Source organism: Methylobacterium sp. NMS14P, from assembly GCF_028583545.1.
In the GTDB taxonomy this organism is placed as follows: Bacteria; Pseudomonadota; Alphaproteobacteria; order Rhizobiales; family Beijerinckiaceae; genus Methylobacterium.
In genome coordinates this window covers 253,564-267,238 of sequence record NZ_CP087106.1, presented here as the reverse complement: position 1 = coordinate 267,238, position 13,675 = coordinate 253,564, and the positions used below count along the sequence as shown (strand labels likewise).

Genomic DNA, 13,675 nt, shown 5'->3' with positions numbered 1-13,675 from the left:
TCGGGGTGCCTATCGGGGCGCCGGCTGGGGCATCTTCACGACTTTCCCGTCGGGCAGGATGATGTCGCCGGGGCCCTGGCCGGCCTCGCAGGGACCGATATAGGTGGCGTCGATCACCATCTGACGCCGCATGGGCTCCTTGGCGTTCGGCAGGCCGGTCAGCGTCGTATCCACCTCCATGTGGATCTTGCTGTTGAAGTCACCGGTGATCACGGTGTTGCCGGCGGCCGAGATCGGGCCGAGCTTGCACTCCGTCTCGCCCTTGTAGCCGGTGGCCGTCTTCACGATGGTGCGCTTCGAGCAGTTCTGCCCGCCGCCAAACGCGGCCTGCGCGATCTGATCGGTCTTCTCATCGATGCATTGGCGCGCCGTCGTGTTGCCGTCGGTCGATGTGGTCTTGCTCTCCCAAAGGCCCGTCTTGCGGGTCGGCAACGTTTCGGCGGATGCCGCACCGGTCATCACCGATAGAGCGGTCGCGATCCCGACACCGACGATACGTCCTCGCATGGATGATTCCTGGGTTACCCGCGGCTCAGGCGCCGCAACGGCGCCTGGCTAACCGATGCGATACAGGCGAACAAGTCGGCCCCGGGGCAGTGTGCGACGCCGAACACTGGACCGGAACGCCACTTCGGTGCAGCCGATACTCTGCACAGCCGGCCCGAATAGCCGGGACATCTGTGACGCGCGCCAGCGCGACTTCGCTCAGCGAGGATCCGGATCACACCGCCCGCTTCAGGCCGACCGCACCGGCATCGAGACGCGCCTGGATGACCTGCACGATGTACTCCGCGTCGCGGCCGACCGCGCCGAAGCGCCCCGAGCCCCAGGTGTTCAGCCAGGGCAGGCCGATGAAGGAGATGCCCGCCTCGCCCGTGACGCCGCGCCTGTGCTTCGGCTGGCCGGCGCCGTTGAACACGGACGCGTCGAGCCACCGGAAATCCGGCGCGAAGCCGATGCACCAGACGACGCTGGCGATGCCGGACCCGTCGAGGGGGAGCGCGAGGACCGGCTCGCCCGGCTCCCAGACCGGGGTGTAGGGCGCCTGGACCGGCGCCTCGATGCCGGCCTCGGCGATGTGCGCGTCGATGGCCGCGTTGATGCCGTTGTAGGTCCGGTCGGCCTGGTCGAGCGAGCGCCGGAGGTTGTCGCGGAAGCGGAGCGCGCCGCCGGCGTAGTCCTCGAGGACGCCGTGGAGCGCCATGCCCTCGAGGGCGAAGCAGCGCAGGTCGATGTCGCGGCCACCGTCGCGACCGGTCACGTAGTGGTTGGTGTTGTCCCGAACGCCGTCGCGCAGCGGGTGATCGTCGACGGTCTTCTCGTAGTAGCCCATGTCGGCGAGCCACGCGACGACGTCGCGGCCGCGGTAGAATCGGGCGCAGCGGGGCGCGTCGCCCACGGCGAGGTGCACCTGCCGGCCCGCGAGATGGAGGTCCTCGGCGATCTGCGCGCCGGACTGTCCCGAGCCGACGACCAGGACCGCGCCGTCGGGCAGCTGCGCCGGATTCCGGTACTGGTTCGAGTGGATCTGGGTGATCGCGGGCGGCAGCTTCTCGGCCATGCGCGGGATGATCGGCGTATGGTATCCGCCGGAGGCCACCACGATCTCGTCCGCCGTGTAGTCGCCCTCCGATGTCCGGACCGCGAACAGGCCGTCGTCGCGCCGCGCCACGCGCGTGACCGCCACGCCCTCGCGGATCGGCGGCGCCACCTTGGCGACGAAGGCCCTGAGGTAGGCGACGATCTCGTCCTTCCGCATGAACCCGTCCGGGTCCGGCCCGTCGTAGCGGTGGCCCGGCAGGTCGCACTGCCAGTTCGGCGTCACGAGGCAGAACGTGTCCCAGCGCTGCGTCGCCCAGGTATGCGCGGCCGTGTGCTTCTCGAACACGAGGTGCGCGATCCCCCGCTGCTTCAGGTGGTGGCTGACCGAGAGGCCGGCCTGCCCCCCGCCGACGATGGCGACGGGGACGTGACGGGTCGTGGACGTCATGGCTCGAACTCCGTGAGCGCTGCCGGACCGGCGGGAGACTGGCGGCGCCCGGGGGCCGCGCCGCGGGCGCAGGCGGCGTAGGCGTCGAGGTGGCGCGCGGCGCAGGCGCGCCAGGAATGGGCGGCCGCGCGCGTCAGTCCCGCGGCCCGCAGCCGGGCGCGGGTCCGCGGCTCCAGCGCCGCCGCCATGGCGTCCGCGATGCCGTCAGGGTCGGCGGGATCGACGAACAGCGCGTCGGTCGGCGTCAGGTACTCGGTGAAGGGCGGCCGGTCGGAGACGATCGCGGGCGTGCCGCAGGCCATGGCCTCCAGCACGCACAGGCCGAAGCCCTCCGTCCAGGACGGGAAGGCCAGCAGGTCCGCGGCCCGGTAGAGCGCCGGCATGTCCGCCTGCGGGACCGGGCCCGTCGCGACGACCGCCGCGCCGCGGCCGACGTCGAGACTCGCTTCGGCCAGCGCCGCGCGGCAGCGGTCGCGGTAGGCGGCGTGGTCGAGGAGCGAGGCGCCTCCGGCCACGACGAGTTGCGCGTCGGGGCGCTGCGCCCGCAGGCGCGCGAAGGCCGCCACGATGCCGAGCGCGTTCTTGCGCGCCTCGAACCCGCCGACGCTCAGGATGATCGGCCCCGGGCCGAGATCCCAGCGGTCCCGGACCGCCAGGCCCGCCCCGGGCGGCGCGGGCCGGTAGACCGACAGGTCGACCCCGTTCCCGACGATCCCGGCCTCGGCACCGAAGCCGTCGCGGATCCAGTCGGCCCAGAGGCGGCTGACGCAGAGCAGCCGGCCGGCCTCGCGGATCGCGCGGTCCTGCCACGACGCGAGCTGGGGGTCGGCGAAATCGTCGACGTGGTGCACGGTGCGGACGAAGCCCGGGATCAGGCGCCGGTTCCTCAGCGTCGCGAGGGCGTTGCCGCCGATCCCGTCATGGGCGTGGAAGGCGTCGAAATCGCGGGCCGCCGGGCTCGCGAAGTGGCGCAGGTAGTCGTGGATGCGGGCCCGCACGAGGTCGACGGTGCCGCCGGTTACCGGCTCGGCCGCTACCCCCACGGTGGGACAGGTCGCGTCCCGGTAGAAGCCGCGGCCCGCCGGGTCGGGCGCGTGCACCACCGCCGCGTGGCCGAGGGCGCACAGGGCCTCGGCGAGGGCGAGGCAGTGGGCGACGCCGCCGCGCGGGTTCGTGGAATGGGTCAGGATCGCGATCCGCAGGGCCGTCACGGCGCGGCCTCCGCGCCGGCCCGGCCGCAGCCGGTCAGCGGGTCGGCGGCGAAGTCCCAGACGACGGCCTCGGCGCCGCCCGAGGCCCGCACCCGGGCGACCCGGCCGGCGTCGAGGCTCCCGATCCGGGCCGCCGCGATGCCGCGCTCGGCGAAGCGCGCGACCACGGCCGCCGTGCGGTCGGGGCGCACGCTGACGAGGTAGCCGAAGCTGGGGAAGGCCGTCAGCCAGCGCGCGAGCGGGGCGTGGGCGGGTCTCGGGATCGCGTCGAGGTCGATGGCGCCGCCCACGCCCGAGCACTCGAGCAGCATCAGGGCCGTGCCGACGATCCCGGCCATGCTGATGTCCTTCGCGGCGCGGGCCAGGCCGTCCTCGGCGAGGCCCGGCAGCAGCGCGAGGTCGCCGCGCAGCCGCGCGCCCGGCGCCCCGGTCGAGGCGTCCCAGTACGGGTGCGGGTCGCGGAAGCGCCCGCGCAGGTCGATGGCGGCGACGAGGTCGTCGCCGGGCGCGGCGTCGAAGCTCGTCAGGAGGCGCGGTCCCGCCCGGCCGAGCACCGCGACCGCGAGGTTGCCGGCGGCGGCGCGCGTGTTGGTGTGGCCGCCCACCACCGGGACGCCGTAGAGCGCGGCGGCGTCGGACAGGCCGGCCAGGATCGGGTCGGCGGCCCCGGCCTCCCGGGCCCAGAGCGCGTCGACGACGGCGAGCGGGCGGCCGCCCATGGCGGCGACGTCGCTCAGGTTGACCATGACCCCGCAATAACCGGCGAAGTACGGATCGTCGGCCACGAAGCTGTCGAGGAAGCCCTCGATGGCCAGCAACAGGTGCCCGTCGCCGTCGGGGATCGCCGCGCAATCGTCGCCGACCGGCACGGCCGCGTGCCGGCTCCCGAGCCCGAGCCGCCGCACCACGGCGTCGATGTCGCGCTTGTGGCCGACCCCGCGGGCCTCGCGGATCTGGCGGGCCAGCGCCCGGATGTCGACCGCGGCGGTCACGCGGCCCTGCGGAAGGTGAGGAGGCCGTGCTCGGGATCGTGCATCGGCGGGTAGGCCGCGAGATCCGCCTCCATCAGGCGGTGGGGCCGCCCATGCAGGTCCAGGGCGTCGAGGCTGTCCCAGTGCAGGGCCTCGAACAGCGCGACGTTGCCCGCCTGCACGTGCGCGAGGAAGCGCGTGCAGCCCCGCGCGTGGGCCGAGGACACCGCGACCCGGATGAGCCCGGTGCCGAGGGCGGCGGCGCCGCGGAAGGGCTTGGCGACCGCCAGGCGCGAGCCCCACCACGTCCCGGGCCGCGCCCGGTCTTCGTGGATCCGCACGGTGCCGACGACGGCATCCGCGTCGCCGCCGAGCGTCGAGAGGGCGCAGATCGGGATGGCGTGCGCGTCGATCGCGTCGCGGTCGTCCTCGGCGAAGATCTCCTGTTCCGCGCAGAAGACCTGCCGGCGCAGGGCCGCGCAGGCGCGCCGCTCCCACGGCGCGACCGCGAACTTCACCCGGAAGTGGCTGGGCCGGTACGGCGGTACGGGGTCGAACATCACGCCGCCCCGACCGCGCGCTCGTAGGTGGAGAGCGCCGAGCAGGCGCCGCACCGCCCGCAGCCGGCCTTGATGTCGGCGGAGCGCAGGTTCGCCCGCCCCAGCATCTCCGCGAGCGGCCTCAGGACGGCGTGCATGAAGTCCGGTCCGGGCGCCGGATGGCTCTCCAGCGGCGTGCCGGAGATCGGCACGAAGGGCACCACGAACGGGTAGACGCCCATCGCGATCAACCGGTCGGCCATGGCCAGGATCGCCTCCGGCGCGTCGCCGAGTCCGGCGAGGATGTAGGTGGAGACCTGGCCGCGCCCGAAGACCGGAACGGCCGCCGCGAAGGCGTCGTAGTAGCGCTCCAGCGGCACGCTCGCCTTGCCGGGCATGATGCGCGCCCGCACCTCGGGCGTGACCGCCTCCAGGTGCATGCCGAGCGCGTCGACGCCCGAGGCCCGCATCCGCTCGAACCAGCGGTCGTCGTCGGGCGGCTCGCACTGCGCCTGGATCGGCAGGTCGACGGCGGCCTTCACCGCGAAGGCGCTCTCGCACAGGATCGCGGCCCCCCGGTCGGTGGCGTTCGGCGTGCCGGTGGTCATGACCATGTGCTTCACGCCGTCGAGCAGCACGGCGGCGCGGGCGACCTCGGCCAGCTGCTCGGGCGTCTTGCGCGCCACGGTGCGCCCGGCGGCCAGCGACTGGCCGATCGAGCAGAACTGGCAGGTCTTGGCGCGGCTCTGGTAGCGGATGCAGGTCTGCAGCACCGTGGTGGCGAGGACGTCGCGGCCGTGCAGCACCGCGATCTTCGCGTAAGGCACGCCGTCGAAGGTGGAGAGGGCGTAGAAGCGCGGGCGGCCCGGGAAGGTGACGCGGCCGACCACGACGCCCGCGTGCTCGATCACCGCGATCCCGTCCGCGTCCGGCGGGCGCACGAGGAAGGGCGAGTCGAAGGCGGCCTCGGTGTGGACCGGCACCATCACGGTGCGACCCGCGATGGTCATCGCCTTGTGGTCCGACGGGCCGGCGCCGCCGCGGCGGCTCGGCGCTCCGGCGCGGCTGTCGGCGAGCCTAACGCCGTAGGACTGCAACGCGTTGATCAGGCGCTCCGTCGGCATCCCGATCAGGCCCGTCGGGACCGGCGGAGACGCGGGAAGGCGCGTCGGAAGCGGGCTGCTGCTCATGGTCGAGGCTCCGGGGGGCGGTCTGCGAACGGGCCGGCCGCTGCACGGTGGCGGCCGGGCGGTCGTCGTGGAGCAGGCTGAGGAGTTCGGGCCGCGCGTAGTGGCCGACCGAATCCATCATCCGCTTGCGCTTGGTCACCAGCGCGAGGTCCATGTCGGCGATCAGGATGCCCTCGCCCGGCCCGAGAGGATCGGCGAGGTGCTTGCCCTCGGGCGACACGATGGCGGTGCAGTTGCCGCCCCGGCAGGCGCCGCGCAGGCGCTCGTCCGGGCAGACCTGCGCGACCTGCTCGTCGGTGAGCCATCCCGTGGCGTTGACCACGAAGCAGGCCGCCTCCAGGGCGTGGTGGCGGATCGTCACCTCCAACTGGTCGGCGAAGATCTGGCCGACGAGGGAGCCCGGGAACTGCGCGGCGTGGATCTCCTCGTGGCGCGCCATGAGGGCGTAGCGGGCGAGCGGGTTGTAGTGCTCCCAGCAGGCGAGCGCCCCCACGCGACCGACCGCCGTCTCGACGACGGCGAGGCCGGCGCCGTCGCCCTGCCCCCAGATCATGCGCTCGTGGTAGGTCGGGGTGATCTTCCGGCGCTTGAGCTTCAGGGCGCCGTCCGCGTCGAAGATCAGCTGCGCGTTGTAGAGCGAGCCGTGGTCGCGCTCGTTCACCCCCAGCACGATCACGGCGCCGTGGCGCCGCGCGGCCGCCGCGACCGCCTGCGTCACCGGTCCCGGCACGGCGACCGCGCGCTCGTAGAGGCGCAGGTGCTCGGCCCCCTGGAGCGCCGGCGGGAGGACGAACGAGAAGTAGGGGTAGTAGGGCACGAAGGTCTCGGGGAAGACCATGAAGCGCGCGCCCTTGGCGGCGGCCTCGCCGACCGCGTTGAGGACGCGTTCCAGGGTGCCGTCCGGGCGGTCGAGGTCCGGCGCGATCTGGATCGCGGCAGCCCGCACGATCCGGGTCTCTGACATGGGTTGTCCTCCGGCTGAGCCAGCGGCTGCGCGCGTCCCGCGCGGCCGCCGGGAGCGTTGGCGCGGTCGTCAGACGGTCCAGGTGTCGATGATCACCGCGTTGTCGCGCTTGTGCAGGAGGATGCAGTCGAGCACGTCGAGGGGGTTGATCATGCGAATACCCTCGATGAAGGCCGCCTCGCCGTGCCCGTACAGGGCCTGGGTCGAGAAGCGGCAGGCGTAGACCTTGCCGCCCTCGGCCATGAACTTCTCGAGCTGGTTGTTGAAGTTGAGATGGCCCGGGAAGGCCTCGTCGCCGAGCCGCGGGAAGCCGCGCTGGACGCCGAGGGTGATGCCCGGGCCGTAGAGCAGGATCGAGGTCTCGAAGCCCTTCCGCTGCAGGCGGGTGGCCTGGAGCAGGTTGACCAGGCCGATCGAGCCCTCGAACGCCACGGTGTGGAAGGTGACGAGGGCCTTCTGGCCCGGTTCGGCCTTCACGTCCTCGAAGACCTTCTCCTCGTAGTCGACCAGGACGTCGCCCTTCTTGTGCGGCTCGCGGTTCACGGCAGGCATTGCTCACGCTCCTCGATGGTCTGGACCGCGGCAGTCGGCGCCGCGCGCGATCAGCCAAGAGGATGGCAAGCGGTGTGCCAGATCGGCGCCATCAAGGATCCATTCAATCCCGCGCCCTACGATACGTACAATTATGCCATCAATGAATATCGCCCGATCGACGCGCCTCTATTCGAAGTCGCACAATTACTCACCACATTGTGCGCATAACATAACCAAACTACCGTTGCTTCGGCGTCGAATATTGTACGCATTGCATGTATCGTTGAGGCCGTGACAGGCGATGCGAAGCCCGGTACGGTGCTTGCAAGCCATACAATCGATCATTGATCGCATTTCTCGGCGCGGGTGCTGGACGGATGAAGGCGAGCGGGCGGGGAGGACAGTCCGTCGACCGGAGCGGCGCGCCCGATGTCTGGACCCCCGATCTCAGGCGCTGGGGCAAACCCCACTACCTCGCCATCGCGGACGCGCTGGCGGACGATATCCGGACCGGCCACCTGCTGCCGGGCACGCGCCTGCCGACCCAGCGCGCGCTCGCCGCGACGCTCGATCTCAACTTCACGACCGTGTCCCGCGGCTATGTCGAGGCCCACAGGCGGGGCCTGATCGAGGGGCGGGTCGGTCGGGGCACCTTCGTGGTCGACCCGGCGGACACGGCCCGCCCCGCCGAGGCCGCGCGGGCCCGGCGGCCGGGACCGGTCGACTTCACCATGAACCTGCCCCCGGAGCCCGACCTGCCGGGCCTGCAGGCCCGCATGCGGTCGTCCTTCGCGGAGCTGTCCGGCACTCTCGCCGACCTGCTGCGCTACCAGGGCTTCGGCGGGACGGAGGCGGACAAGGAGGCCGCCCTGCGCTGGCTCGCGGGTCGCGGTATCGCCGCGGCGCGCGAGCGCCTGCTGATCTGCCCGGGCGCGCACAGCGCCCTGTCCAGCATCCTGGGACAGGTCGCGGCGGCCGGCGACACCATCTGCGCCGAGCGCATCACCTATCCGGGGATCCGGACCCTCGCGGCGCATCGGGGTCTACGCCTCGTCGGCCTGCCGATGGATCGGCACGGGATCGACCCCGACGCCTTCGCGGCCGCCTGCACCCGAGGCGCCCCGAAGGCCCTCTACCTGAATCCGCTCCTGCAGAACCCGACCACGGCGACCCTGTCCCGCCCGCGGCGCGACGCCATCATCGCCACCGCGCGCCGCTACGCGGTCACCATCATCGAGGACGATGCCTACGCGCGGATCTGCCCGGCACCGCCGCCGAGCTTCGCGGAACTGGCGCCCGAGATCACCTACTACGTGGCGGGCGTCGCGAAGTGCCTGGGCGCCGGGCTCCGCTTGGCGTTCCTGGTCGCGCCGAGCGCGCGGGCCGCCCTGCCCCTCGGCGATGCCCTGCGCGCCGCGACCGTCATGGCGTCGCCGATCTCGACGGCGCTGACGACGCGCTGGATCATGGACGGGACGGCGGACGCCATCGTGGACTTCGTCCGCGCGGAATCGGCCGCGCGCCAGAGCCTCGCGGCCGCGCTGCTGCCAGCCGAGGCCTACGTCGCGGACCCGCACGCCTTCCATGTCTGGATCACCCTGCCGGCGGGGTGGACGCGCTCGGCCTTCGCCAGCCACGGCCGCGCGGCGGGTCTCGGGGTGGTCGGCAGCGATCCCTTCTGCGTCGCCGGAGCGCCCCCCGAGGCCGTCCGGCTCTGCCTCGGAGGCCCCTCGACCCGGCAGCAGATCGCCCACGGCCTGGAGAGGCTGGCCCACGCGCTGGAAGGTTCGCCGGCGCTCGCCTCGACCTACATCTGAGCCGACCGGGCCGGCATCTCGCGGGCGCGTCGCCTCCGGGTCGCGTCGGGCCGGCGGGCCTCGCTCCAGTCGTGAAGACCGAAAATCCAATTCTACGTAATATAGAGAACTCCGTCACAACCTGATCGCGGCAAACTGACGGATCTCGGTGCTGTGTTTAACACTTAAGGTTGCAAATATTTCAAGATATTAAGTCAAGAATTGCGTGCATTCTCACCTGTCCGGTGCGCGCGTACTGCGCCGCACCTTTTGAAAGCTGACGGATGAGACAGGTGAGACTTAATTCATCGTTCACGATTGTGCGCAATCATTATCGGACGGCGCTGCGGCACGACAATAGATCGGCGGCGGGTCCCAAGAAGAACCGAGTTTCCATACTCGGGATCATCGACGATGACAGTGAGGGATGGGATCATGTTCGGCGCCCTGCGCGGTCGTGAAGGTCTGGCCGCGAAATTCGACGCCCTCGACCGCTCCCAAGCGGTCATCGAGTTCGAGCCGGACGGCACCATCCTCACGGCCAACGCCAATTTCCTGACGATGATGGGCTACGCCCTGCCCGACATCCAGGGACAGCGCGACGCCCTGTTCGTCGAGGCGGCGCACCGCGACAGCCCCGAGTACCGCGCGTTCTGGGACGCCCTGCGGCAGGGCACCCATCAGGTCGCCGAGTTCAAGCGGATCGCCCAGGGCGGCCGTTACGTCTGGGTCCAGGCCAGCTACAACCCGGTGCTCGACCGCGCCGGCCGCGTCGTGAAGGTCGTCAAGTTCGCGTCCGACGTCACGGCGCAGAAGCTGCAGATGCTCGACTATGCCGGTCAGATCGCGGCGCTGCACCGCTCGCAGGCCGTGATCGCCTTCGATCCGACCGGCACGATCCTGGAGGCCAACGGCAACTTCCTCGAGACGATGGGGTATCGCCTGGAGGAGATCCGGGGCCAGCACCACGGCCTGTTCGTGGACCCGGCCGAGCGGGCCAGCGCCGGTTACCGCGAGCTCTGGGAGCGCCTGGGCCGGGGCGTGTTCGCGGGCGGCGAGTTCCGCCGCATCGCCAAGGGCGGCCGCGACGTCTGGATCCAGGCGACCTACAACCCGATCCTCGATGCCAGCGGCTGCGTCCTCAAGGTGGTCAAGTTCGCCGCCGACATCACCGCGCAGGTCCAGGAACGCCAACGGCGCGTCGCGGCGCAGCGCGCGATCGGCGCCGATCTCGACGCGATCGGCACCGCGGTCGAGGGCGCCAGCCGCCGGACCGCGGAGGCGGTCGACCTCGCCGGGCGGGTTTCCGGCGATATCCAGAGCGTGGCCTCGGGCGCCGAGGAACTGTCGGCCTCGGTGGGCGAGATCAGCCAGCAGGTCAGCCACGCCGCGCGGATGGCCGGGGAGGCCGTCGAGCAGGCCCGGCACACCAGCACGATCGTCGAGGGCCTGAGCGGGCAGGCCGCGCAGATCGGCGACGTCGTGACCATGATCCAGGGCATCGCGGCCCAGACCAACCTGCTCGCGCTCAACGCCACGATCGAGGCGGCCCGGGCGGGGACCGCCGGCAAGGGCTTCGCGGTCGTGGCCTCGGAGGTGAAGGCGCTGGCCGAGCAGACCGCCAAGGCCACGGATCAGATCCGCGACCAGATCACGACCACGCAGGCGACCACGCGCGAGGCCGTGTCGGCGATCGGCTCGATCCAGGGCACGATCCGGGCGCTCGACGAGATCTCGGCGGCGATCGCGGCCGCCGTGGAGGAGCAGTCGGCGGTGACCCAGGAGATCTCCGGCAGCATGCACACGGCCGCGCGCGGGGTCGGGACCATCGCGGGCGGCATGACGGCGATCGCGCGGGCCAACGAGCAGGTCGACGCGGCCACCCGCCAGGTTCGCGAGGCGTCGCGCGCCGTCGGCTGACGTCGCCCTGCCCTCTCGTCGCGGGGTGGAGCGGCCGTTACGGGTCGCCGCAGCCGGTCCCGGACGGGCGGATCCGCGAGCCGGCCGCTTTGGCCCGGACCGGCCGCCCGTGATAGCGAGGGCGCGGCTCCGATGCCGGCCCGGGTCGGCGGCGCGACGCGTTGGGAACGACCTTGGCGGCGATTTGGCTGACGGCCCTGATCCGGGCGCTGACCTCCGGGACCGTGGTGGTGCTCGCCTCCGTCCTGGCCGAGTGGCTGGGACCGGTCTGGGGCGCCCTCATCGTCAGCCTGCCGGTGTCTGCCGGGCCGGCCTACGTGTTCATGGCGATGGAGCACGACGCCGCGTTCGTCGCCGGGGCGGCCCTCAACGGCTTCGCGGCGAACGCCGCGACGGGCCTGTTCCTGATCGTCTACGCCCACCGAGCGGCCGGTCGCGACATGATCGCCACCCTCGGGCCGGCGGTCCTGGCGTGGCTCGCCGCGGCCCTGCCGGTCTCGGCGCTCGTGTGGACACCGACGACGGCGTTCCTGCTCAACGCCCTCGTCTACGGAGCCGGCGCCCTCTCGACCCGGCACGTGGTGCGCGCGACCCTCGTGCGGAGCGCCGTTGTCGCGAGGCCGCGCCCGCTGGATCTGCTCATCCGCGCGACCGCCGTCGCGCTGTTCGTCGCGGCCCTCCTGGCGCTGAGCACCGCCCTCGGCCCTGCCCGGACCGGGGTGATCGCCGCCTTCCCGGTCACGATGACGAGTGCCTTCGTCATTCTCCATCGCCGGATCGGCGGGGCGGCGATGGCGCGTCTGGCGAGCGTCGCGATCCGCGGGGTGTTCGGCTTCGGACTGACCCTGCTGACGCTCCACCTGTTGATCCAGCCCTTCGGCGCCGCGCTCGCGCTGACGGTCGCGCTCCTCGTCTCGCTGATCTACTCGGCCGGGCTCCTCGTGGTTCAGCCCCGTCCCGCTCGGCAGGAGCCGAGCATCGTCACGCGCTGACGCGGATCTACGCGCTCGCGACGATGCCGGCCCCGGGGCGGGGCGTCCGGGATCTACGCGGGTCGCCGCTGCCCCAGATTCTCGGCGAGGCGCACGAGGTAGCCGTCGGGATCCTGGACGAGAAACTCCCGCTGGCCGCCCTCGACCGGTCCCGTCCGGTACCAGGACTCCTGCGGCTCCTCGAAGAGCGGCCAGGGCGCGGCCGCGAGTGCCGCCAGGATCAGGTCCAGCCGATCGACCATGATCTGGAAGTTGACTCCACGGCCGCAGGGCGGATCCAGCGGTCCGGTGCTCCAGCGGCCGTTGCGCTGGCACAGCATGATCTGCGCGCCGCCCCGCGCGAGGTAAGCGAAGCGCGCGGCCGGTCGATCGTAGGCCACCGTGAAGCCGAGCAGATCGCACCAGAAGTGGAGGCTGACGTCGGGGTCCCGGACGCTCAGCTCGGGGGTGAGGGCCGCGAACCCGCCCTCCGGGGGCTGGCCCGCACCGGGGGAGAGCGCGCGTGCGATCGGATCGGCCAGCGGTTCCATCGCGCCGATCAGGCCACGCCCGGGAGACGATGGTCAAGGCTCGCGCGGGCGCGTCTGCCTGCCGCCGAGCGGGCGTCCGTCGAGGAGCGAGCGCGGCCGGCGCGGGGCGAACCGACGGATCTCGAGGACGGGGACGGGCTGCCCGTGTCGGCTCCGCGCCCGTTGGCCGGGCGCTATCGACGGTGCGCCGGCACCGCCGCCACGCCGGCCGAAGCGCCTCAGGACCGACCGGCCTCCGTCTGCAGCGCCCGCTTGCGCCAGGCCGTGAGGAGCGTGGCCAGCGTGTCCGGATCCAATCCATAGCCGTCCGGCAGCGCTGCGTTGCGCCCGATCAGGCGACGGTTCAATGCCGCGAGGCGGGTATCGTCGGCGCTCGCGTCGTCGAACGTGACCAGCCGTTGTCCCGCGCCGGCCGCGGTGACGGGCTCGAACTCGCTGACGTCACGCCACCGCACGCGCCGCGACCGGCCCAACTGCACGACGGTGAAGCCCGTCTCGTCGAGGCGCAGCGCCGAGCCGCGGATCGCCGTGAGGATGAGGAAGGGGACTCCTCCGAGGAAGAGCACGACACCCGGCCACAGCAGCAGGTGCATCGTCGTGGAACGAGACTCGTGAAGCAGCATCCAGAGCGTCACCCCGCCGAAGCCGGCGGCCATCAGGGCCAGGAACAGGAGTTTCCGCACCGAGGCGCGTAGGATCACGAGGCCGGGGAACTGCGACGCCAGGGACCCCGCCGACCTGCTCTCCGATTCGAGCAGGTCCGGCCGCAGCTGCCAGACGGCGACGGCTGCGCACACGCCGAAGAACACTGTCGTCGAGACGCCGCCATCCGCGCCGGTGACGATCATCCCGAGGCCGGCGGCGACGAAGAGGAGGCTGATGCCGAGCAGCACGAAGTTCCGGCCACGGTCGCCGCGCGCTTGTTTCAACACGAAGGCCATATCCTCCGGCGACGCGGATGTCCGAGCGTGGCCCGCTGATCCCGGGAAACGACCATATCGGGAAGCGACGGGCAATTCCCGGTCCCGAGGACTCTAT

13 protein-coding genes are annotated in these 13,675 nt (G+C 72.1%); 3 read left to right on the top strand and 10 right to left on the bottom strand.

Going from position 1 to position 13,675, the window contains the following annotated elements:
* Positions 1-9 precede the first annotated feature (9 nt).
* The 8 genes from LOK46_RS01265 to LOK46_RS01230 all read right to left on the bottom strand — a co-directional run bounded on the left by LOK46_RS01265 (position 10) and on the right by LOK46_RS01230 (position 7,417).
* Positions 10-507, bottom strand: a complete 498-nt coding sequence (locus LOK46_RS01265) for a DUF3617 domain-containing protein (protein ID WP_273562118.1) — start codon at positions 505-507, stop codon at positions 10-12.
* Positions 508-721: 214 nt separating this feature from the next.
* On the bottom strand, positions 722-1,990 hold the full coding sequence (locus tag LOK46_RS01260) for an MSMEG_0569 family flavin-dependent oxidoreductase (protein ID WP_273562117.1): 1,269 nt from the start codon (positions 1,988-1,990) through the stop codon (positions 722-724).
* Positions 1,987-3,201, bottom strand: coding sequence for an MSMEG_0565 family glycosyltransferase (locus LOK46_RS01255; protein ID WP_273562116.1), 1,215 nt, complete (start codon positions 3,199-3,201; stop codon positions 1,987-1,989). The genes LOK46_RS01260 and LOK46_RS01255 overlap by 4 nt, the downstream gene beginning before the upstream one ends.
* Positions 3,198-4,193, bottom strand: coding sequence for a sll0787 family AIR synthase-like protein (locus tag LOK46_RS01250; protein WP_273562115.1), 996 nt, complete (start codon positions 4,191-4,193; stop codon positions 3,198-3,200). The genes LOK46_RS01255 and LOK46_RS01250 overlap by 4 nt, the downstream gene beginning before the upstream one ends.
* Positions 4,190-4,732: an MSMEG_0567/Sll0786 family nitrogen starvation N-acetyltransferase gene (locus LOK46_RS01245; protein WP_443192854.1), complete on the bottom strand. Its 543-nt coding sequence runs from the start codon at positions 4,730-4,732 to the stop codon at positions 4,190-4,192. The genes LOK46_RS01250 and LOK46_RS01245 overlap by 4 nt, the downstream gene beginning before the upstream one ends.
* Positions 4,732-5,835, bottom strand: coding sequence for an MSMEG_0568 family radical SAM protein (locus tag LOK46_RS01240; protein WP_273562113.1), 1,104 nt, complete (start codon positions 5,833-5,835; stop codon positions 4,732-4,734). Before LOK46_RS01240 ends, LOK46_RS01245 begins: the two co-directional genes overlap by 1 nt.
* Entirely contained in the window at positions 5,789-6,865 is a 1,077-nt protein-coding gene (locus LOK46_RS01235) for a Nit6803 family nitrilase (RefSeq protein WP_273562112.1), read from the bottom strand. The genes LOK46_RS01240 and LOK46_RS01235 overlap by 47 nt, the downstream gene beginning before the upstream one ends.
* Positions 6,866-6,934: 69 nt before the next feature.
* Positions 6,935-7,417 carry an MSMEG_0572/Sll0783 family nitrogen starvation response protein gene (locus tag LOK46_RS01230; RefSeq protein ID WP_012317268.1) on the bottom strand — a complete coding sequence of 161 codons (483 nt, stop codon included), beginning with the start codon at positions 7,415-7,417 and terminating at the stop codon, positions 6,935-6,937.
* Between the two features lie 359 nt (positions 7,418-7,776).
* Between LOK46_RS01230 and LOK46_RS01225 the strand changes: the two genes are divergently transcribed.
* From LOK46_RS01225 to LOK46_RS01215, 3 genes are all read left to right on the top strand, one after another.
* Entirely contained in the window at positions 7,777-9,216 is a 1,440-nt protein-coding gene (locus tag LOK46_RS01225) for an aminotransferase-like domain-containing protein (protein WP_273562111.1), read from the top strand.
* Between the two features lie 414 nt (positions 9,217-9,630).
* Entirely contained in the window at positions 9,631-11,115 is a 1,485-nt protein-coding gene (locus tag LOK46_RS01220) for a methyl-accepting chemotaxis protein (protein WP_273564730.1), read from the top strand.
* Between the two features lie 173 nt (positions 11,116-11,288).
* Positions 11,289-12,107 (top strand): hypothetical protein, encoded by an 819-nt coding sequence (locus LOK46_RS01215; RefSeq protein ID WP_273562110.1) that lies wholly within the window; start codon positions 11,289-11,291, stop codon positions 12,105-12,107.
* Positions 12,108-12,160: 53 nt separating this feature from the next.
* On the opposite strand, the gene LOK46_RS01210 is transcribed toward LOK46_RS01215, so the two are convergent.
* Complete coding sequence (locus tag LOK46_RS01210) at positions 12,161-12,637, bottom strand: bleomycin resistance protein (RefSeq protein ID WP_273562109.1); 477 nt, start codon at positions 12,635-12,637, stop codon at positions 12,161-12,163.
* Positions 12,638-12,855: 218 nt separating this feature from the next.
* Positions 12,856-13,578 carry a hypothetical protein gene (locus tag LOK46_RS01205; protein WP_273562108.1) on the bottom strand — a complete coding sequence of 241 codons (723 nt, stop codon included), beginning with the start codon at positions 13,576-13,578 and terminating at the stop codon, positions 12,856-12,858.
* Positions 13,579-13,675: the final 97 nt, after the last annotated feature.

What these genes read in the sequence shown, in the direction of transcription:
- LOK46_RS01245 (WP_443192854.1), bottom strand. Translation starts at nt 4,732, where the DNA reads ATGTTCGACCCCGTACCGCCGTACCGGCCCAGCCACTTCCGGGTGAAG.
- LOK46_RS01235 (WP_273562112.1), bottom strand. Translation starts at nt 6,865, where the DNA reads ATGTCAGAGACCCGGATCGTGCGGGCTGCCGCGATCCAGATCGCGCCG.
- LOK46_RS01240 (WP_273562113.1), bottom strand. Translation starts at nt 5,835, where the DNA reads ATGCCGACGGAGCGCCTGATCAACGCGTTGCAGTCCTACGGCGTTAGG.
- LOK46_RS01265 (WP_273562118.1), bottom strand. Translation starts at nt 507, where the DNA reads ATGCGAGGACGTATCGTCGGTGTCGGGATCGCGACCGCTCTATCGGTG.
- LOK46_RS01260 (WP_273562117.1), bottom strand. Translation starts at nt 1,990, where the DNA reads ATGACGTCCACGACCCGTCACGTCCCCGTCGCCATCGTCGGCGGGGGG.
- LOK46_RS01230 (WP_012317268.1), bottom strand. Translation starts at nt 7,417, where the DNA reads ATGCCTGCCGTGAACCGCGAGCCGCACAAGAAGGGCGACGTCCTGGTC.
- LOK46_RS01220 (WP_273564730.1), top strand. Translation starts at nt 9,631, where the DNA reads ATGTTCGGCGCCCTGCGCGGTCGTGAAGGTCTGGCCGCGAAATTCGAC.
- LOK46_RS01225 (WP_273562111.1), top strand. Translation starts at nt 7,777, where the DNA reads ATGAAGGCGAGCGGGCGGGGAGGACAGTCCGTCGACCGGAGCGGCGCG.
- LOK46_RS01210 (WP_273562109.1), bottom strand. Translation starts at nt 12,637, where the DNA reads ATGGAACCGCTGGCCGATCCGATCGCACGCGCGCTCTCCCCCGGTGCG.
- LOK46_RS01205 (WP_273562108.1), bottom strand. Translation starts at nt 13,578, where the DNA reads ATGGCCTTCGTGTTGAAACAAGCGCGCGGCGACCGTGGCCGGAACTTC.